The organism is Brevundimonas sp. (assembly GCF_044239655.1).
Lineage (GTDB): Bacteria > Pseudomonadota > Alphaproteobacteria > Caulobacterales > Caulobacteraceae > Brevundimonas.
In genome coordinates this window covers 1-19,274 of the sequence record NZ_JBIIAY010000026.1, presented here as the reverse complement: position 1 = coordinate 19,274, position 19,274 = coordinate 1, and the positions used below count along the sequence as shown (strand labels likewise).

The 19,274-nt window shown below is 66.5% G+C and carries 22 protein-coding genes and 1 tRNA gene; 7 read left to right on the top strand and 16 right to left on the bottom strand.

The features are described 5' to 3' along the window. Positions 1-36: 36 nt before the first annotated feature. The 9 genes from ACILQR_RS05410 to rpmF all read right to left on the bottom strand — a co-directional run bounded on the left by ACILQR_RS05410 (position 37) and on the right by rpmF (position 7,916). On the bottom strand, positions 37-999 hold the full coding sequence (locus ACILQR_RS05410) for a DUF3667 domain-containing protein (RefSeq protein ID WP_395650456.1): 963 nt from the start codon (positions 997-999) through the stop codon (positions 37-39). A gap of 92 nt (positions 1,000-1,091) precedes the next feature. After that, positions 1,092-2,375: a pyruvate dehydrogenase complex dihydrolipoamide acetyltransferase gene (locus ACILQR_RS05405; RefSeq protein WP_395650455.1), complete on the bottom strand. Its 1,284-nt coding sequence runs from the start codon at positions 2,373-2,375 to the stop codon at positions 1,092-1,094. After that, positions 2,372-2,698 carry a DUF5076 domain-containing protein gene (locus ACILQR_RS05400; RefSeq protein ID WP_395650454.1) on the bottom strand — a complete coding sequence of 109 codons (327 nt, stop codon included), beginning with the start codon at positions 2,696-2,698 and terminating at the stop codon, positions 2,372-2,374. The genes ACILQR_RS05405 and ACILQR_RS05400 overlap by 4 nt, the downstream gene beginning before the upstream one ends. Continuing rightward, the gene (locus ACILQR_RS05395; RefSeq protein WP_395650453.1) at positions 2,695-4,080 is read right to left on the bottom strand and encodes a pyruvate dehydrogenase complex E1 component subunit beta; all 1,386 of its coding nucleotides are present in this window, start codon (positions 4,078-4,080) and stop codon (positions 2,695-2,697) included. Before ACILQR_RS05395 ends, ACILQR_RS05400 begins: the two co-directional genes overlap by 4 nt. A gap of 2 nt (positions 4,081-4,082) precedes the next feature. Further along, a complete protein-coding gene (gene pdhA, locus ACILQR_RS05390; protein WP_395650452.1) occupies positions 4,083-5,108 on the bottom strand; it encodes a pyruvate dehydrogenase (acetyl-transferring) E1 component subunit alpha in 1,026 nt (341 codons plus the stop codon). Positions 5,109-5,231: 123 nt separating this feature from the next. Continuing rightward, positions 5,232-5,549: a septum formation initiator family protein gene (locus ACILQR_RS05385; RefSeq protein ID WP_395650470.1), complete on the bottom strand. Its 318-nt coding sequence runs from the start codon at positions 5,547-5,549 to the stop codon at positions 5,232-5,234. A 112-nt stretch (positions 5,550-5,661) separates the two neighbouring features. Next, complete coding sequence (gene eno, locus ACILQR_RS05380) at positions 5,662-6,939, bottom strand: phosphopyruvate hydratase (RefSeq protein WP_395650451.1); 1,278 nt, start codon at positions 6,937-6,939, stop codon at positions 5,662-5,664. Between the two features lie 75 nt (positions 6,940-7,014). After that, positions 7,015-7,629 (bottom strand): hypothetical protein, encoded by a 615-nt coding sequence (locus ACILQR_RS05375; protein WP_395650450.1) that lies wholly within the window; start codon positions 7,627-7,629, stop codon positions 7,015-7,017. Between the two features lie 104 nt (positions 7,630-7,733). After that, positions 7,734-7,916 (bottom strand): 50S ribosomal protein L32, encoded by a 183-nt coding sequence (gene rpmF, locus ACILQR_RS05370; protein WP_168048533.1) that lies wholly within the window; start codon positions 7,914-7,916, stop codon positions 7,734-7,736. A 188-nt stretch (positions 7,917-8,104) separates the two neighbouring features. Here rpmF and ACILQR_RS05365 point away from each other — a divergent pair, with 188 nt between their 5' ends. Continuing rightward, positions 8,105-8,440, top strand: a complete 336-nt coding sequence (locus tag ACILQR_RS05365; protein WP_395650449.1) for a hypothetical protein — start codon at positions 8,105-8,107, stop codon at positions 8,438-8,440. Here ACILQR_RS05365 and ACILQR_RS05360 read toward each other — a convergent pair. From ACILQR_RS05360 to lipA, 4 genes are read right to left on the bottom strand one after another with little or no spacing between them, the layout of a single operon-like run. Continuing rightward, on the bottom strand, positions 8,437-8,943 hold the full coding sequence (locus ACILQR_RS05360; protein WP_395650469.1) for a GNAT family N-acetyltransferase: 507 nt from the start codon (positions 8,941-8,943) through the stop codon (positions 8,437-8,439). The two genes, ACILQR_RS05365 and ACILQR_RS05360, sit on opposite strands and share 4 nt — an antisense overlap. Continuing rightward, on the bottom strand, positions 8,943-10,064 hold the full coding sequence (locus ACILQR_RS05355) for an NAD(P)/FAD-dependent oxidoreductase (protein ID WP_395650448.1): 1,122 nt from the start codon (positions 10,062-10,064) through the stop codon (positions 8,943-8,945). Before ACILQR_RS05355 ends, ACILQR_RS05360 begins: the two co-directional genes overlap by 1 nt. After that, on the bottom strand, positions 10,061-10,516 hold the full coding sequence (locus ACILQR_RS05350) for a type II toxin-antitoxin system RatA family toxin (protein WP_395650447.1): 456 nt from the start codon (positions 10,514-10,516) through the stop codon (positions 10,061-10,063). Before ACILQR_RS05350 ends, ACILQR_RS05355 begins: the two co-directional genes overlap by 4 nt. 49 nt (positions 10,517-10,565) lie before the next feature. Further along, positions 10,566-11,528 carry a lipoyl synthase gene (lipA, locus tag ACILQR_RS05345; RefSeq protein WP_395650446.1) on the bottom strand — a complete coding sequence of 321 codons (963 nt, stop codon included), beginning with the start codon at positions 11,526-11,528 and terminating at the stop codon, positions 10,566-10,568. An 839-nt stretch (positions 11,529-12,367) separates the two neighbouring features. Between lipA and ACILQR_RS05340 the strand changes: the two genes are divergently transcribed. The 6 genes from ACILQR_RS05340 to ACILQR_RS05315 all read left to right on the top strand — a co-directional run bounded on the left by ACILQR_RS05340 (position 12,368) and on the right by ACILQR_RS05315 (position 16,371). Beyond that, positions 12,368-12,538: a hypothetical protein gene (locus ACILQR_RS05340; protein WP_395650445.1), complete on the top strand. Its 171-nt coding sequence runs from the start codon at positions 12,368-12,370 to the stop codon at positions 12,536-12,538. 79 nt (positions 12,539-12,617) lie between these two features. Beyond that, positions 12,618-13,490, top strand: a complete 873-nt coding sequence (locus tag ACILQR_RS05335; protein WP_395650444.1) for an AAA family ATPase — start codon at positions 12,618-12,620, stop codon at positions 13,488-13,490. A 94-nt stretch (positions 13,491-13,584) separates the two neighbouring features. Then, the gene (locus tag ACILQR_RS05330) at positions 13,585-14,508 is read left to right on the top strand and encodes a methyltransferase type 11 (protein ID WP_395650443.1); all 924 of its coding nucleotides are present in this window, start codon (positions 13,585-13,587) and stop codon (positions 14,506-14,508) included. Between the two features lie 133 nt (positions 14,509-14,641). Beyond that, positions 14,642-15,235: a YfbR-like 5'-deoxynucleotidase gene (locus ACILQR_RS05325; protein WP_395650468.1), complete on the top strand. Its 594-nt coding sequence runs from the start codon at positions 14,642-14,644 to the stop codon at positions 15,233-15,235. A 5-nt stretch (positions 15,236-15,240) separates the two neighbouring features. Further along, positions 15,241-16,194: an NrtR DNA-binding winged helix domain-containing protein gene (locus ACILQR_RS05320; protein WP_395650442.1), complete on the top strand. Its 954-nt coding sequence runs from the start codon at positions 15,241-15,243 to the stop codon at positions 16,192-16,194. A gap of 87 nt (positions 16,195-16,281) precedes the next feature. After that, positions 16,282-16,371 (top strand) — tRNA-Ser (locus tag ACILQR_RS05315). Between the two features lie 387 nt (positions 16,372-16,758). On the opposite strand, the gene ACILQR_RS05310 is transcribed toward ACILQR_RS05315, so the two are convergent. From ACILQR_RS05310 to ACILQR_RS05300, 3 genes are read right to left on the bottom strand one after another with little or no spacing between them, the layout of a single operon-like run. After that, positions 16,759-18,396 (bottom strand): recombinase family protein, encoded by a 1,638-nt coding sequence (locus ACILQR_RS05310; protein ID WP_395650441.1) that lies wholly within the window; start codon positions 18,394-18,396, stop codon positions 16,759-16,761. Next, a complete protein-coding gene (locus ACILQR_RS05305) occupies positions 18,393-18,824 on the bottom strand; it encodes a DUF2924 domain-containing protein (protein WP_395650440.1) in 432 nt (143 codons plus the stop codon). The genes ACILQR_RS05310 and ACILQR_RS05305 overlap by 4 nt, the downstream gene beginning before the upstream one ends. After that, the gene (locus ACILQR_RS05300) at positions 18,824-19,081 is read right to left on the bottom strand and encodes a DUF3489 domain-containing protein (protein WP_395650439.1); all 258 of its coding nucleotides are present in this window, start codon (positions 19,079-19,081) and stop codon (positions 18,824-18,826) included. Before ACILQR_RS05300 ends, ACILQR_RS05305 begins: the two co-directional genes overlap by 1 nt. Positions 19,082-19,274: the final 193 nt, after the last annotated feature.

The following is a 19,274-nucleotide window of genomic DNA, read 5'->3' as shown; positions in this document are numbered from 1 at the left end:
CCATTGGAATGAGACGGTAACCAGCCGTGACCTGGCTCATGCCTGCATGAATTCGAGGAAGGCGTTGAAGTCCATGGCCGTGATGGCGACGACGATGGCCGCCGGCGCGAGGACCAGCAGGAAATACAGCCCGGTGTGAAGACCGACACGCCAGATCGTACCAACCCAACCGAAGCCGTAGAACCGCCGCGCCGCGATCGCGACATAGGCAAGGTAGGGCGGCAACACCAACCACACCGGCAGACCCCCACCCCATTTGTTGACCAGGGCCAGACCGATCAGCAGGATGAAGGCGGTCGAATGGGCCCACATGCTGAACACCAGGTGTTCCACGAACAGCCGCCGGCGTCCGAAGAACAGCGCCAGCCACCCCGCATAGGCCGGCATCAGCAACCACACGGCGTTCGGCAGCCAGGCCGCCAGACGTTCCGAGACCACCGACTGCTCCCGATCGGCCTGGATGTCGTACTCCAGGTTCTCCCGGTCCATGGCGGTTGTGGCGCGCGCTGCGGCCTCGGTCATCGCCCGGGTGATCCGGGGATCGATGTCGGGCGTCACCCGGCGTTGCATCCACCGGACTTCCTCGACGGTGCCAGTAACGTGGACGGTCACGCCGTCGGGATCGGCCGTGGCCACGATCGTCCCCTGCCCCGGCAAGACCGCGCGAACGTACTGATAGATCATCACGCCGCTGAAGTTCAGGGTCAGCAGGAACAGGGCGGTCGTCACCACGAAGATCTTGATCGGCGTCACGTAACGGCTGCTGGCCCCCGAGCGATAGGACCCCAGCAGCCGGGCCGGCTCCACGACCAGCGCCGCAGCGGTCCTGGCCAGCTTGCTGTCGATCACGCTGGTCTCGGAGAGGATTTCCAGCACCATCTGTCGCAACGGACGCGGGCGGATGCGCGTGTCCTGCCCGCAGTCGTGGCAATAGCGGCCCATCAAGGGGGCGTTGCAGGCCGGACAGGGCATCGGATCGGCTCCGGACGACGCGGTCACGACCCCTCCCGAAGGCTTCTCGACCCGCGCCGATCATAGGCGCCCGGCGACGTCCAGTTCAAGCGCGACCGGCCGTATGGCTCGCCGACCGATCAGGCCAGCATGGTCACGGGATCTTCGATCAGGGGCTTGAAGGCCTGAAGGAACCGCGCACCTGTCGCGCCGTCGACGACACGGTGATCGCAGGTGACGGTCACCGTCATCACGGTCGCCACGGCCAGCTGGCCGTTCTTCACGACCGGCCGCTGCTCGCCCGCGCCGACGCTCATGATCGCGCCCTGGGGCTCGTTGATGATCGAGCTGAACGCCTTGATGCCGAACATGCCCAGGTTGGAAACGCTGAAGGTGCCGCCCTGGAACTCCTCGGGCTTCAGCTTCTTCTCGCGCGCCCGCTTGGCCAGATCCTTCGATTCTACAGCGATCTGCGACAGGGTCTTGGTTTCGGCTTTGAAGATGATCGGGGTAATCAGGCCGCCGTCGATCGCCACCGCCATGGCCACGTCGGCATGGTGGTGCATGGCGATGCCTTCGGGCGAGTAGCTGGCGTTGGCCTCGGGCACGGCCTTCAGCGCCATGGCGGCGGCCTTGATGACGAAGTCGTTGACCGAGACCTTGACGCCGGTCTTCTCGAGCAAGGCGTTCACCTTGACCCGCGCGGCCAGCAGGGCGTCGATCTCGACGTCGATGGTCAGGGGGAAGTGCGGTACCTGCTGGATCGAGCCGACCATGCGCCGCGCGATGGCCTTCCTCATCCCGTCCAGCGGGATCAGGTCATAGCTGCCGTCCGGAATGCCCATCTGGGCCAGGCTCTGGACCTTGGCCGGTTCGATGCCCGAGGGCGCAGCGGCGGGGGCCGAGGCCGTGGCCCCACCCTTGCCGGCAGCCTCGACGTCGCGTTTGACCACACGGCCGTGCGGCCCCGTGCCCTTGACCGATTTCAGATCGACGCCGGCCTGGGCGGCCAGACGGCGGGCGAGCGGCGAGGAGAAGACCCGTTCGCCGGACGCGGCCTTGGCGGCGGGTGCCGCAGTCGGAGCGGCCACGGCGGCGGGCTTGGCAGGCTCGGCGGCCTTGGGCGCTTCGGCCTTGGTGGCCTCGGCAGCCGGAGCGGCCTTAGGTGCCGACGCAGCCGCTCCGCCCTCGTCGGCCAGACGCGCGATCGGGGTGTTGACCTTGACCCCTTCGGTGCCCTCGGCGACCAGGATGTCGGTGATGGTGCCCTCGTCGACGGCCTCGACCTCCATCGTGGCCTTGTCGGTCTCGATCTCGGCGATCACGTCGCCGGCCTTGACCACGTCGCCGGCCTTGACGTGCCACTTGGCCAGAACGCCCTCTTCCATCGTGGGCGACAGGGCGGGCATCAGGATGTCGGTCATTGCGACGCTTCCTTCAGGGAGTTCGTCTTGAATGGTTCGGTCACGGTCTGAACGTTGTCGGCCTTGATGACCGCGTTCATGCCTTCCAGAATGCGGAAATAGGCCGTCCGCTCGTCCACGCCTTTGCGCACCGCATAGGCATGGCCCATGTGCCGCGCCGCCTGGGCCAGCATCTCGCCGTACTTGGCCGGATCGTTGAAGGCCGGCATGATCGACATCACCGGCTCGTTCTTCGACCACCACATCCGGGTCACCTCGATGGCGTCCGGGTCGGCGGCGACGCTTTCGGGCGTCTCGATCCTGAACTCTTCGCGTTGGCTCACGCCATCACCGCCTTCACGGCCGCGACGATCTTGTCCACGCCCGGCAGGGACAGGACTTCCAGGTTGGCGGCATAGGGCAGAGGCACGTCTTCCTGGTGAACCCGCAGCGGCGGCGCATCCAGATAATCGAAGGCGTGTTCGATCACCCGGGCCACGACCTCGGCGCCGACGCCCATGGGGCCCCAGCCTTCCTCGGCCGAGACCAGACGGCTGCTCTTCTTGACGCTCTCGACGACCGTCTCGTGATCCAGCGGACGCAGGGTGCGCAGGTCGATCACTTCACAGCTGATCCCCTCTTCCGCCAGCTTTTCAGCGGCTTGCAGAGCGAATCCGACCATGCGGGCGTGGGCGGTGATGGTGACGTCGGTGCCTTCGCGGCGAACCTTGGCCTTGCCGATCGGCACGACATAGTCCTCGACGTCCGGCACATCGAACTCGATGCCGTACATCATCTCGTGCTCGAGGAAGACGACGGGGTTGGGGTCGCGGATCGCGGCCTTCAGCAGGCCCTTGGCGTCGGCGGCGTCATAAGGAGCCACGACCTTCAGGCCGGGGACGTTGGCGTACCAGGCCGAATAGTCCTGGCTGTGCTGGGCGCCGACGCGGCTGGCGGCGCCATTGGGGCCACGGAACACGATGGGTGCCCGGATCTGGCCGCCCGACATGTACAGGGTCTTGGCCGCCGAGTTGATGATGTGGTCGATGGCCTGCATGGCGAAGTTGAAGGTCATGAACTCGACGATGGGCCTGAGGCCCGCCATCGCCGCCCCGACGCCCAGACCGGCGAAGCCATGCTCGGTGATCGGGGTGTCCACGACGCGCTTGTCGCCGAACTCCTGCAGCAGTTCGCGGCTGACCTTGTAGGCGCCCTGGTACTGGGCGACTTCCTCGCCGATCAGGAAGACGTTCTCGTCACGGCGCATTTCCTCGGCCATGGCGTCGCGCAGGGCGTCGCGCACGGTCGTCTTGATCAGTTTGGTGCCTTCCGGGAATTCCGGATCGCGCAGCTCGACCTTGGGCGCAGCGGCCGCGACGGCGGTAGGCTCGGCCGGCGCCTTTTCGGGATCCCCCGACTTGGCCTCGGCGGCCTCATCCTTGGCGACAGGCGCATCGGTCGCGGCCGCGCTCTTGGCCGGCGCGCCTTCATCACCCGACAGGCGCGCGATCAAGGCATTGACCTTAACGCCCTCGGTACCCTCGGCGACCAGGATTTCGAGCACTTCGCCCTCGTCCACGGCCTCGACTTCCATCGTGGCCTTGTCGGTCTCGATCTCGGCGATGACGTCACCGGCCTTGACCGTGTCCCCCGCCTTGATGTGCCATTTGGTCAGCGTGCCCTCTTCCATCGTAGGCGAGAGCGCCGGCATCAGAATGTCGGTCACGATCAGGCCTCCAGGTACACGTCGGTATAGAGCTCGGACGGATCCGGCTCCGGGCTTTCTTGGGCGAACTGCACGGCCTCGGCCACGATCGCCTTGATCTCGGCGTCGATGGCCTTGAGCTCGTCTTCCTTGGCCCCGGCTTCGTCGAGCAGCATCTTGATGTGGTCGATCGGGTCGCGGGTCTTCTTGACCTCGTCGACCTCTTCCTTGGACCGGTATTTGGCCGGATCCGACATCGAGTGGCCGCGATAGCGATAGGTCTTCACCTCCAGGATGAAGGGACCGCCGCCTTCACGGGCGCGCGAGACCGCACGGGCCACCGCATCCTTGACCGCCAGCACGTCCATGCCGTCGACCTGCTCGCCCGGAATGCCGAAGCTGGCCCCGCGCATATAGAGTTCGGTCGTCGACGAGGACCGCTCGATCGAGGTCCCCATGGCGTACTGGTTGTTCTCGATGATGTAGATGGCCGGCAGCTTCCACAGTTGGGCCATGTTGAAGCTCTCGTAGACCTGACCCTGGTTCGAGGCACCGTCGCCGAAATAGATGAAGCTGACCGAATCGTCGCCACGATAGCGACCGGCAAACGCCAGACCGGTGCCCAGGGCGACCTGCGCGCCGACGATCCCGTGCCCGCCATAGAAGCCGGTCGGGACGTCGAACATGTGCATCGACCCGCCCTTGCCCTTGGACGACCCGCCCGAGCGGCCCGTCAGCTCGGCCATGACCTCCTTGGGGTCCATCCCGGCGGCCAGCATGTGGCCGTGGTCGCGATAGCCGGTGATGATCTTGTCGTGGCCCTGCTTGACGCTCTCCTGAACGCCCACCGCCACCGCTTCCTGACCGATGTACAGATGGCAGAAGCCGCCGATCAGACCCATGCCGTACAGCTGGCCCGCCCGCTCCTCGAAGCGGCGGATCAGCACCATCTCACGATAGTAGCGCAGCAAATCCTCTTTCGACGCCGTCGGCGTGTTGGGAATTTTGGCAGCGGCTTTGGGGGCGGTCTTCGCGGGGGCTTTCGCCATCCAGGATCTCCCGAATGAGCCACGGCGCCACGACGGCGTCAGGCTTCTTATCGTTACGGAATGGGGCTTTAGCAGCCTTCGATCCCGTAAGGCAAAGCGGCCGGTTCCGCCTGTAACAATAGTTCAGGACGTGACAGGTTTTGTGACCGGTACCACAGGCGTGCTGACCCGCACGACATAGTCGCGCGGATCGGCGAAACCCAGCACGACGCGGGCCCGTTCCTCCAGCAGGTCACGCGACAGGCTGCCGGTGCGCATATAGCGGGCACGGACTTCCAGATCTGCTCGGGCTTCGGTCAGTTCGGCCAGCTGGGCCTGACGCTGTTGCAGCAGCTCATCGCGCGCCGCCCCGCTCAGGAGTCCACGCTGCCCCGTCAGGGCCTGGACGCCCAGATAGACGACCAGCAACAGCAGGAACGCGGACAACGAATACGGCTTCATCCGTTCGGGCAACTCGGACGCTCCTTCTGAGCGTGGATACAGTTGACTGATCCTGACCGAAAATGCCTAACAAAACCTAGCTGAGCCGTACCTCTTGCCCGCGTTAACCCTGTTATTTCAACAGCATTCCGTCGCCGAAGTAGGCGCCCTGGTCGCCCAGCATCTCTTCGATACGCAGCAGCTGGTTGTACTTGGCCGTCCGGTCCGACCGGGCCAGCGAACCCGTCTTGATCTGTCCGCAGTTGGTGGCGACGGCCAGGTCGGCGATGGTCGAATCCTCGGTCTCGCCCGACCGGTGGCTCATCACCGAGGTATAGCCCGCGCGGTTGGCCATATCGACGGCGTCCAGCGTCTCCGACAAGGTGCCGATCTGGTTGACCTTGATCAGGATGGAGTTGGCCAGCCCCTCGCCGATGCCGGCCGCCAGACGGGCAGGGTTGGTGACGAACAGATCGTCGCCGACGAGCTGGATCCGGTCGCCGAGGCGCTCGGTCAGCATCTTCCAGCCCTCGAAATCGTCTTCCGAACAGCCGTCCTCGATCGAGACGATCGGGAACCGCTCACACAGGTCGGCCAAGTATCCGACCATCCCGTCCTGATCCAGCGACTTGCCCTCGCCGGTCAGTTCGTACTTGCCGTTCTTGAAGAACTCGGTCGAGGCGACGTCCAGGCCCAGGTGGAAGTCCTCGCCCGCCAGATAGCCTGCCGCCTGCCCCGCCTTGGTGATGAAGCTCAGCGCCTCCTCGGCCGAGGCCAGGTTGGGGGCGAAGCCGCCCTCGTCGCCGACGTTGGTGTTGTGGCCCGCATCCTTCAGCTGCTTCTTCAGGGCGTGGAAGATTTCCGACCCCATCCGCAGGGCCTCGGAAAAGCTCTCGGCCCCGGTCGGCAGGATCATGAACTCCTGGATGTCGATCGGATTGTCGGCATGCATCCCGCCGTTGATGATGTTCATCATCGGCGTCGGCAGCACGCGCGCGGATACGCCGCCGATATAGCGGTGCAGCGGCAGACCGGCCGAGATGGCGCTGGCCTTGGCCACCGCCAGCGACACGCCCAGGATCGCATTGGCCCCCAGACGCGCCTTGTTGTCGGTGCCGTCCAGAGTGATCAGGGCGTCGTCGATGCGGCGCTGATCCTCGGCGTCCATGCCCGACAGGGCATCGAAGATCTCGCCGTTGACGGCGTCGACCGCCTTCATCACGCCCTTGCCGCCCCAGACGCTCTTGTCGCCGTCACGCAGTTCGACCGCCTCGTGGGCGCCGGTGGATGCCCCCGACGGCACCGCCGCCCGGCCGAACGAGCCGTCGTCCAGGGTCACGTCCACTTCCACCGTCGGGTTGCCCCGGCTGTCGAGGATCTGGCGGGCGACGATGTCGGCGATGTCGGTCATGGGGCGCTCTGGCTTGGAGGTGTGCCCCAGCGTTTAGCCCGCGACGGCCCCGGACTTCAAGGAACGGCGTGGTCTTTAGCTGCAGCCCTCGACCAGCTGGATCGACGGACCGCCCGCCATCACCGTCATCACCTTGCCGTCCGACCCGATCTCATAGCGGACGCCCCGGGCCGCCGGATCCTGCACATAGTTGGTCGAACCACCCCGGCTCCAGGCGAACAGATCCTCGGCCGGCGCATCCTGGTATTTGTGCGGCTGGGCGATGACGGCGCCGCCATAGGCCTGTTTGATCGCGGTCGCGCTGTCGCCGACGCCGAAGCCACGATCGGTCTTGACCGTCGCGTCCCGGCTTGCCGCGATCCGGGTCAGCCGGCCCTCCTCGATCATGACCCGCACGCCCGCCGGGGCATTGGCGGGATGGTATTCGTCGCAGACCTCGAGCTCGGCACCACCAACCGCGTCTGGATTGGCGTCGGTGCCCCAGGCGGCGGTCACCTCGGCCGTCGTCATTCCGATCCGCACCGGCCCCATCCCCTCGGCCGTCAGCACATTCGGATCAGCGGCAGGTGCGGGCGTTACGGGTGCCGCAGGCGCACCGGCCACCGGCGGCGCGGACGCAGGCTCCTGGGCCTGTTCACAGGCGGCAAGCGCCAGGACGGCAAGCGGGGCGAGACAGGCGAGACGCATCATGAGGGAACTCTTCGGCAGCGAACGATCCCCTCACAACGCACGAAAACGGCGCGCGAAGCCATCGCGCGCCGTCATCAATGACGAAAAAGCCGCCTGAAGGAGACCTAGTCTTCCTTGGGCGTCAGGACCTGGCGGCCGCGATAGGTGCCGGTCTTCAGGTCGATGTGGTGCGAACGACGCAGCTCGCCCGTGTCCTTGTCCTCGGTGTAGGCGTTGGTACCCAGGGCGTCGTGGGCGCGGCGCATGTTGCGACGCGAGGGCGATACTTTGCGCTTCGGAACAGCCATGTCCGTCTCAATCTTTTAGGGCTCGGCGTCCGGCTGGACGCGAAAAACAAGCGGCGGCCCATGTCTGAGCCGCCTTGCGAGCGGGGGCTTATGCCCGAAAGGGTCGCCGATATCAAGGCCGCTCGGGCGGCATCTTTTGACCGCCGATTTGCGTTCCGATCCCGACTGTCATTGAAGGGAAGCCTCCCATGCCCGCCGACGCCACCGCCCCGGTCATTCCCGGTCGGGCCAGACTGAAGCTCTTCCTGATCCTTGATTCGGTCTTCACCGTTCTGGCCGCGCCGCTCGCCCTGTTCTGGGGCATGATGTCCGTGATGGCCTCGACCACGACGACGGACATGGCCTGGGCCAATACCTACGCCCTGATCAACCTCAGCCTGCCGATCGTCATGGTCCTGTGCGTGATCGGCGGCTGGATCGCCTATGGCCTGCGCCGTCATCGCACCGCCTGGATCACCGCCTTGCTGCCCCTGCTGTGGTTGGCGGCCAGCCTCGCCATGATGGCGATGTGGCCCTCTCGCTAGCGCCGGCTCCACGTCTCCCGGTCCAGGCCGAAGTACAGACTGTCCTTCCACGCGCCTCCGATATTCCACGTCCGCTCGGCCGACCCCGTACCGACGAAACCGAGCTTTTTCAGCAATCGGATGGAGGCCGCGTTCTCGGGATCGACGTCGGCGGTCAGTCGATCGACCGGCCGATGCGCGAAGACATGGTCCACCGCCGCCCCCACCGCTTCCCGAGCCAGCCCCTGCCCCCAGTGGTCGGGGTGCAGGATATAGCCGACGTCCGGCAGCCGATAGAAGCCGACCTTGCCGATCGCCACACCGTCGCGTTCGATGACATAGTCGTCGCTGCCCTCGGCATTGCCCGCGATCATGTCGTTCAGCCAGGCCCGCGTCTGGTCCAGGCTCCGGTGCGGCAGGGTCGACCACCAGCGCATGGCGACGGGATTGGAGAGGATGGCATGGAGGTCGTCCAGATCGCCCGGCTCCGCATGGCGCAGCACCAGCCGCTCGGTGGGGATCATCACCTCCCGCTCTGGGTCAAGGCGTCCGCCACCGCCTCGCCGATGGCCAGCGAACTGGTCAGCCCCGGGCTCTCGATCCCGAACAGCGCCATCAGCCCCGGCAGGCCGTGGACCTCCTCGCCGTCCAGCTGGAAGTCCGACTGCGTCTCCCCCGCCCCATGCAGCTTGGGCCGGATACCCGCATAGTCGGGCGTCAACGCCCCCTCAGGCAGCCCCGGCCAGAACCGCCGGATATAGGTCGCGAACCCCTCGGCCTTGGCCGGATCGACCGAATAGTCCTCGGTCTCGACATACTCCAGGTCCGGCCCGAACACCGCCTGCCCGCCCAGATCCTTGCGGTAGTGGGTGCCCAGAGCGCCCGCGATCGGCGGCGGATAGATCAGCCGCTCGAACGGCGCCTTGCCCGTCAGCCGGAAATAGACCCCCTTGCCGAAATGGCCCCTGGGGATGCGGTCGGCGGGAAACCGCTCGATCCGCCCCGCCACGTCCTGTGACGACAGCCCCGGCGCGGTGACCAGCAGCCACGTCGTCACGACCGCACCGCCCTCACCGCCGGCGGTGACGGTGAACCCGCCGCCCGGCAGCGCTTCGGCCCGCTCGAACGGCGTATTGACCACGACCGACCCGCCAGCGTCCTCGATCTCGCCTTGCAGGGCCAGCATGTAATCATGGCTGGCGAAGATGCCGCTCTCGGGGGACAGGATGGCCGCATGGGCGTTCAGCGCCGGCTCCAGCCCCCGCGCCTGTTCGCCGGTCAGATGCTCCAGCCCCTCGACACCGTTGGCCACCGCCCGCGCGAAGATCGCCTCGATCGACGCCACCTCGTCCGCATTGGTGGCCACGACCAGCTTGCCGCATTTGCGATGGTCGATCTTGCGGCTGTCCAGATAGGTGTACAGAGCCCGCCGCCCCTCGACGCAGAACCGCGCCTTCAGCGATCCGATCGGATAATAGAGCCCGCCGTGGATGACCTCGCTGTTCCGCGACGACACCCCCTGGCCGATATGGCCTTCCTTTTCGAGCACCAACACCGTCAGCCCCCGCTTCGACAACGCCCGCCCGCAGGCCAGGCCCACGGCCCCCGCCCCCACCACGACCGCGTCGAAGTCAAAGGCTGTCATGTCTTCGTCCCATACCGCCGCGCCGCCTCGGCCTCGAAACTGGCGATCAGCTTGCCGACGGCCAGATCGAAATTAGCGTGCAGCATGGCGTTCAGGATCGGGCTCCTGAAGGCGAAGTCGATCATGAACTCCAGCCGCGTTCCCTCTGGAATCGCATGGAAATCCCATCGGTTCTTCAGATGCTTGAACGGGCCCCGGATCAACCCGACCTCAACCCGCGGCAGGTTCCTGTCATGCCGCACCCAGGTCGAGAACCGCTCCTTCAGGAACGAAAACCCCACCTGCGCCTCCGCATCGACCAGATCGACCCCGGGCGCCTCCTCGCGCGCATTCCAGGTCCGCATGGCGCTGACCCATTTCACGAACTGCGGATACGACCCGATATCCGCCACCAGCTCGGCAAGCTGCTGCGGGGTATAGGGCAGGATGCGGGTCACACGATGGACGGCCATCAGACGCGATGCCTTGTCATCCCGGCCGGAGCGAAGCGAAGAGCCGGGATCAACGCCGGTTCTGACCTTCCCGCGCCGCCTTCAACCGCGCGAAATCATCCCCCGCATGGTGCGACGACCGCGTCAGAGGCGACGACGACACCATCAGGAAGCCCTTGGCCCGGGCGATGGCCTCATAGGCCTTGAACTCTTCGGGCGTCACGAACCGGTCGATGGCGGCGTGTTTCCGGGTCGGCTGCAGGTATTGGCCGATGGTGATGAAGTCGACGCCGGCCGAGCGCATGTCGTCCATCACCTGCATGACCTCTTCCTTGGTCTCGCCCAGGCCGACCATGATGCCGGACTTGGTGAACTGGTTCGGATCGCGCTCCTTGACCATCTGCAACAGGCGCAGGGAATGGAAGTATCGCGCGCCGGGCCGGATCTTCAGATAGAGCCGCGGCACGGTTTCCAGGTTGTGGTTGAACACGTCCGGGGTCGCATCGATCATGACCTCCGCCGCCCCGTCTTTGCGCAGAAAGTCGGGCGTCAGGATCTCGATCGTGGTGTTCGGTGCCTGCAACCGGATCTGGCGCACGACCTCCGCGAAATGGGCCGCGCCGCCGTCGGCGACATCATCCCGGTCCACCGAGGTGATCACCACATGGTTCAGCCCCAGCTGCGACACCGCCAACCCGACCTTGCCCGGCTCTTCCGGGTCCAGTGGCTGCGGCAGGCCCGTCTTGACGTTGCAGAAGGCGCAGGCCCGCGTGCAGGTGTCGCCCATGATCATCAGGGTCGCGTGCTTCTGGCTCCAGCACTCGCCGATGTTCGGGCACGCCGCTTCCTCGCAGACGGTGACCAGCCCCTTGTCGCGCACGATGGATTTGGTGGCGTTATACTGCCCCGATCCCGGTGCCTTGACCCTCAGCCAGTCGGGCTTCCTCAGCACCGCCGTCTCCGGCCGGTTCTGCTTTTCGGGATGCCGCAGCTCCGCCGGAGTCTTCGTCAATGTGTCGATCAGGGTGACCATGACCGGTATTTCGTCGCTCCGGCCCCATTAGGCAAGCCACGGACGGTTACGGGGGGTGACGGGGGTTCCTGGACCACTGCCCTTCTCCCCTTGCGGGAGAAGGTGGCTGAGCGAAGCGAAGTCGGATGAGGGGTCACGCTGACCTTGGGCCTCGACGCTCTTTCAACCCACTCTAGCCAACCGTGTGACCCCTCATCCGTCAGCCTTCGGCTGCCACCTTCCCCCGCAAGGGGGGAAGGATTTGGCTCGTCCAGCACCTCCAACTTGCGAACTTCAGCCGTCCAATCCCTTGCCCCTCAACGGATTGCAGATTTCTGACCCCTTCAAACCCGCCTAGGTATCCCACGCGGCTATACTGCTCTTCGTCCCGTCGCGGGGAAGGGCGCAAGGCCTTGCGATCTTGTTGCGGCGGGGGTGTGTGGAGCGGGGCGGTCGAGGCCTCGTCTCCGGTCAGCCCTGGCGAGCTCCGAAGCCGGCGTCCCTCGGGAGGCTGGGCGCGGCGCCCGGGGGATCGGGGGCGATGTCGCCGATCGTGCAAAGGGTCTGGCGCAGAGAGTCGGATCGTTCAGGGGATGATGCTGCAAGGGCATCACCTTCCCGCCGGGGGCGCGGTAGCGGCAAGGGGTTAATACCCCCGCTGGTTCGGGAGACCGAGCCGTACAGCTCCCGGAAAACCACATACGCGGAGCGTCTGTCTTTCGCCGAAACGGTAATCACTACCCCTATTCCGGGCGAAGGCCCGGACGCTCCGCCGGCTCTTCCCATAACTTCAGCGAGAGATCGCGTGAGGGCGAAGTCCCTTGCCTGAACCCTATCCCTCCCATGTCTGAAAGAGACACATGGCCCGACTGAAACCCCGCCGAACCGACGACACGAACGAGGCGTTCGATCCGGTCGAGGTCGAACGTCTGCGCGACGAACTCGCCGCACGGCTGAACCGCCTGCGCGCCCAAATCGAGGACAAGCGCCGCCAACCCTGGCCGTGGGACAGGTCGACGCCTCGGGAGTGATATCGTCACCGCCCAACCTTATCGTTGTTAACCCGCACCGCCTTCGCTAGGCGTCATCGCGAACACCACGGAGCATCCGATGTCGCGGCCGACCGAACGGTTCGAGGGCACCTCGAACTATATCGCCACCCAGGACCTGAAGATCGCGGTCAACGCCGCCGTCGCCCTGGAACGGCCCCTGCTGATCAAGGGCGAGCCCGGCACCGGCAAGACGGTCCTGGCCTATGAGATGGCCAAGGCCCTGAACGCCCCGCTCATCACCTGGCACATCAAGTCCACGACCAAGGCCCACAACGGCCTCTATGAATACGACGCCGTCAGCCGCCTGCGGGACTCACAGCTCGGCGAGGAACGCGTGCACGACGTCCGCAACTATCTGAAGCCCGGCAAGCTGTGGGAGGCCTTTACCTCGCCGGTCCGCCCCGTCCTGCTGATCGACGAGATCGACAAGGCCGACATCGAGTTTCCCAACGACCTGCTCCAGGAACTCGACCGGATGGAGTTCTTCGTCCAGGAAACCGGCGAAACCATCCGCGCTGCCGTCCGCCCGGTCGTGGTCATCACCTCCAACAACGAAAAGGAACTGCCCGACGCCTTCCTGCGCCGCTGCTTCTTCCACTATATCCGCTTCCCCGACGACGAGACCATGAAGGCCATCGTCGAGGTCCATTTCCCTGGCATCAAGGGCCGGCTGGTGTCGGAGGCGCTTCGGACCTTCTACGAAATCCGCGACACGCCGGGGTTGAAGAAGAAGCCCTCGACCTCCGAACTGCTCGACTGGCTGAAACTGCTGCTGGTCGAGGACATCGATCCCGAAACCCTGCGCGAAAAGACCCCGAACAAGCTGATCCCGCCCCTGCACGGCGCCCTGCTCAAGAACGAACAGGACGTCCACCTGTTCGAGCGTCTGGCCTTCCTGACCCGTCGCGAAGGGTCCCGCCCCGGAACCTGAGCCGGTCAATCCGAACACCGTGTCGGACAGGTTTCGTCACGGCGATTACCGCGATTTCACTGGAATACGCGCGACCAGAGCGCATGATGATCTCATGAGACCGACCCTGCCATCGCGCCTTGCGCTCCTGGCCTCCTGTGTGGGGGCCGTCACCCTGATCGCGGCCTGCGATGACGGGGTGCGCATCTCCTCGACCCGGTCCAGCACCGAGGCCAAGGGCGTGCTCAAGGTCATCGACGCCCTGCAATGCCCCGACACCCTGGGCTCCCTGACCCGCAAGGGCTCGGCCCAGGCCGACGGCACGGTCTGCACCTACGCCGGCCCGCGCGGAGCCGAGGTGTCGCTGCACCTGGTCCAGCTCGGCGACGACCCCATCGATACCGTCCTGAAGCGGTTCGAGACCTTGCTGTCCCAATCCATGCCCCGCACGACCGCCCAGCTGGCGGCGGCAGCGGCCCAGTCCGACGCCGAGGTGGCTCGCGCCGATGCCGAGGCCGCCCGGGCCGACGCCGAGGCGGCTCGCGCCGACGCCACGGCCCAGGCGGCCTCCGCCGAAACGACCTCTAGCGGTGACTCCGCCCACATCTCGGCCCCCGGCATGCAGATCGACGCCGAGGGGGACCGGGCCCGGGTCAGCCTGCCCGGCATTCAGGTCGATGCCGACGGCGACAAGGCGAATGTCCGCATCGGCGGCTTTACCATCCGCGCCGACGACAGCCAGGCCCGCATCTCGGGTACGGGGCGTGCTCCCGGTTCATCGACCGAAGAGGCGGTCAGTATCCACGCCGTCGACAACGCCGCCGAGTTCCGGTCGAGCGCTCCGGGCGAGGCGACGCGCCAGACCTGGCGCCTGAACGACAACAGCCCCTCGGACGCCGGCTGGCGCATGGTCGGCTACGAGGCGCGCGGTCCTCGCGGCGGGCCGATCGTCGTCGCGACCGTTCGCGTCCGCGAGCGCCGATCCGACGACGTCTTCGATAATGCCAAAGACCTCGTCGCCCTCAACGTCGGGGAATGACGCGGCCAGACGTCATCGCACACTTGATCGCCACGACGGGATGGGTCACCTGACCGGCCAACCACAGGAACTCTCCAACTTGGCCCCGCCGTCGCTGAAACCCTCGAACAAGGCCCCTCGCGCCTGGCAGCGGATGCTGTCGGGCCGCCGCCTCGACCTGCTCGACCCCTCGCCGCTCGACATCGAGATCGAGGACATCGCCCACGGCCTGGCCCGCGTCGCCCGCTGGAACGGCCAGACCATCGGCGAACACGCCTTCTCGGTCGCCCAGCACTCCTGCGTCGTCGAAGAGATCGCCGCCCACATCAGGCCGGGGCTGGAGCCGAAATGGCGCCTCGCCGCCCTGCTCCACGACGCCTCCGAATACGTCATCGGCGACATGATCTCGCCCTTCAAGGCGGCGCTGGGCATGAACTACAAGGGCTTCGAGGCCCGGCTCGAGGACGCCATCCACGTCCGCTTCGGCCTGCCGCCCAAATCCCCGCCACCGATCAAGACCCTGATCAAGAAGGCCGATCGGGCCTGCGCCTTTTTCGAAGCGACCCAGCTGGCCGGCTTCGACCGCGCCGAATCCCTCAAGATCTTCGGCAGCCCCCCGCCGGGCTATGACCTCGTCATCGAACCCCTGCCCGCCCCCGTCGCCCAGGCCCGCTACCTCGAACGCTACCGCGTCCTGGCCGAGGCCGTCGGCCTGATCCCCGCCCCCGACGCCTGGCACACGGAATAGCGCCGGTGTCGTTCGGCGGAGAACACGGCGTCCGCATCGGCCTGTCGGCCGTGGTCATGGCCGTTCGCGATCGCCGGCTCTGCGTCCTGACCACGACTTCGCCGGACCAGTCGGGAGAGGGCGGCGAGATCGCCCTGCCCTTCGGCCCGTTCGACCCCGCCAACGACCGGACCTTCGAGCTGTCGCTGCGTGCCTTCGTAACCGCCCAGACCGGCTTTCGCCCCGGCTTCGTCGAGCAGCTCTACACCTTCGGCGACGCTGGCCGCGCCTCGCCCCGCCCGACCCCGGGGCCCGAACGCCAGCGCGAGATCAGTGTCGGCTACCTGGCCCTGACCCGCGACGCCGCCACCGCCTCGCTCGCCGACGCCCGCTGGACGCCGCTCTACGACATCTTCCCGTGGGAGGACCGCCGTACCCAGCCCGACCCCGCCATCCCCGACGCCCTGGCCGCCTGGACCTCTGCCGACCCGCGTCGTCCGGCCCGCGCTGAAAGCCTGTTCGCCCTGGGCGACACCCTGCGCTGGAACGAGGAACGCGTGCTGGAGCGCTACGAACTCCTCTACGAAGCCGGCCTCGTCCCCGAGGCCCTGCGTGACGGTGCGACGTCAGCCGGTGCCACCGATGCCTTTCCCGGCCGCGCCATGGTGTCCGATCACCGCCGTATCCTGGCCACAGGCCTCGGCCGGTTGCGTTCCAAGCTGAAGTACCGACCGGTCCTGTTCGAGCTGATCGACGGTGCCTTCACCCTGTCCGAACTCCAGGCGGCGGCCGAAGCCGTGGCGGGCCTCACCCTGCACAAGCAGAATTTCCGGCGCGGCGTGGAACGCACCGGCCTGGTCGAGCCCACGGGCCGCCTTTCGACCGGCACCGGCGGCCGCCCGGCCGAGCTGTTCCGCTTCACCGGCACCGACGCCCGGGACGGCCAGGCCCCCGGCCTCGCCCTCCCCGCCCAACGTTGACCAAAAAAGGATACGAACCCGCTTGCGGCGACGCCCCCGCCCCATTAGGTAGGCCCCTCGCTCGACCAAGCGTACTAACGGCCCCGCGGAGAGGTGGCAGAGTGGTCGAATGTACCGCACTCGAAATGCGGCGTGCCTGGAAGGGTACCGTGGGTTCGAATCCCACCCTCTCCGCCACCGCCCTTGGCCGAACCTGACGGGTCCCAGATACCCGCGAAAACACCCCGACATTACCGCGACTTGTCCGAGACCGGAGACACATGTTCCGTCTCCGCCTGCGTCCATTCCTCCCTGATCCCTCGGCTTTCGCGCGCCCGTCTCCGTCAACGCGGAGACGGGTCGCTTTGCCGTGTCCGGCGCATCGCTGATAACAGGGAAGTACAGGGAAAACGCGTGACATTTCGCTCGTCGAAGCGACGCCTAGAACGGCGCAGACGCCCGCCACGACTGGGTTTGGGGGGGGCCTCAACTAAATTCCCGTGACGGAACAGGGAATATTCCCGGACCGATCAGGGAATATTTTTCACGTATCAGGGAAAGGGATCGCCGGAACAGGCAAGATCGCTAGGCGGCGTAGAGACGTCTCTGCTCGGCCCAATCCAGCGGCAGCTCCTCGCGGGTCAGAGCCTCAAGCGTCAGCCCGATCGGCTGACAGCCATCGATGATCGCGGCCTTCAAATCGGGGGCCAGGAAGGCTGGTCGGATCAGCCGTCGGACGAACGGGCTCGAGAGGTTTTCGGCCTGGGCGATCGCGCTGAGGTTCTCGACCTCACCAGCAAGCAGACGCCGCTTCCACGACTCGGCCCTAATGAGGGCGGCAGTTAGGGCGCGGTCGACTCTCGTCGAGGACACGGCCGCTGTTCCATGCGGCCCCACCGCGACCATGGTGCCGCCGCGCCGCATGAGCCTGACACTGATCTCGGTCGTGGGTTGGTCACTGCGTCGGCTCAGGCGCTCGACGGCGACTCGGTGCTCGGGCTTCAAGTCCCGCGTTGCGATGTCGAGGCGTTCCTGGTCGAAGATGATGGTCACTTTTTCGGAGTCGATTTCGACGCGGTCGATCACGTCCCGAACCAAGGTCCAGTCCGGCGTCAGCGCGCGGCTGTCGATGACCCTCAGATCGCCAAGTCGCCTGGCGACGATGTCCTCGATCAGCGGTGCCGAGATCCGTGAGACGGCTCCTGCCCGGTCCAGCCGCCCGGTCGTGACCGCCGTGGAGACGTAGTAGTGGTAGCTGGGCTTGTTGGGCTTCTGGACCTTGACCGGAGACATCGGCGTGCCGGCGCTGTCGAACAGCAGACCCATCAGCGGCGCGCCCTTATACGGCCGACGCGCTTCGCCGGGGCTGCGAACCTTGCGATCATTCTCGACCAGCAGGGCCTGGACGGCGTCGAACAGTTCTCGCTCGATGATCGCCGGATGCTGGCCGGGGTAGCTCTTATCCTTGTGCGGGATCTCGCCAACGTAGGTGCGGTTTTTGAGCATGTGGAACAGCGGGCCCCGCTGGATCGGGATGCCGCCACGAGCCACGCCGGCCTTGCTGACGGTCCGCTTGGTCACCACACCGGCCTTGGCGAGCTCAGCCACGACCTTGTGGGTCGATCCCAGTTCCAGGTAGCGCTGGAAGACCCAGCGCACAGTCTTGGCCTCTTCCTCGTTGATGGTGAGGGTGCGGCCGGCGGCGTCGTAGCCGAGCGGAAGGCCTCCCCCCATCCACATGCCCAGCTTCTTGGACGCCGCGATCTTGTCGCGGATGCGCTCGCCGGTCACCTCGCGCTCGAACTGGGCGAAGGACAAGAGCACGTTGAGGGTCAGCCGGCCCATGGAAGTGGTGGTGTTGAAGGCCTGGGTGACGCTGACGAAGCTGGCGCCCGCCTTGTCGAGCACGTCGACGATCCTGGAAAAGTCAGTCAGGGCCCGGGTCAGGCGGTCCACCTTGTAGACCACCACCACGTCGACCAGGCCTGCCCCGACGTCGGCCATGAGTCGCCTGAGCACCGGTCGTTCCATGTTGCCACCGCTGAACCCGCCGTCGTCGTAGACCTCGGGCAAGGCGGTCCACCCCTCCCCGGCTTGGGACAGGACGTAGGCGGCGCAGGCGTCGCGTTGGGCGTGGAGCGAGTTGTAGTCCTGCTCCAGCCCCTCCTCGGTGCTCTTCCTGGTATAGATGGCGCAGCGGATGGGGCGACCGGCGGGTTTCATGCGGCTTCGGTCTCCCTCAGGCCAAAGAAGCGAGGGCCATTCCAGCGAACCCCCGTGATGAGCCTGGCCACCTTGGAGAGGCTGGCGTGCTTCTCGCCATTCCAAACGAAGCCGTCACGCACGACCTCAACCTCGATGCGCCGGCCTTGCCATTCCCGCACCAGGGTCGAGCCGGGCTTGAACGAGGCCGTCCGCACCGTGGGCTTATGGCCCAAGCGATGCCGAGCCGCCGCGCTGGCCAATCGACGATCTGGCGATGAGACGCCATGGCCGGCGGCCTTCATCTGCAGCGCCTCAGCCAGGGCGCGGCGCAGGATGTCGGGCGACCGGACCAGGGGCGGCTCGCCGAGCCGCTCCCTCCACAGGGCTCGCAAGTCATCGACGCCCATGGCGTCCAGCCGCGTCAGCAGCTCGCGAACCTCCTCCATCAGCCGGCGTCCTTACCAGCGATCCGCCAGACCCGGCCGCCCTCGGCCTTTTCGCTGGTCGCGGCATGGCCTTTCTTTCTAAGCGCGCCGGCCATGGCACCCCGGATCGAATGCGCCTGCCAGCCGGTGGCGGCGATCATTGCCGGCATGGTCGCGCCCTCGGGGCGCTGGAGCAGCGCGATCAGGGCGTCGAGCTTGGTGGGCGGCGGCGCGGCTCTGGTCTCGGCCGGCGGTTTGAACTTGAGTTGCGAGGACATCGGTCAGGCTCCATCTTGGCTGGAGCGCTTAATCGCGCCCCTACCGAAACGAGCCCGGGAGACCGGGCGGGAGTGGGGTCACTACCGCTTGATCTTCCCCCGCAAAAGTGGACGGGGTTAAGCCGCTCTGCGTTCGGCCTCGGCGGGGCTGATGTAGCCCAGTGACGAGTGCAGGCGGCGGGGATTGTAGAAG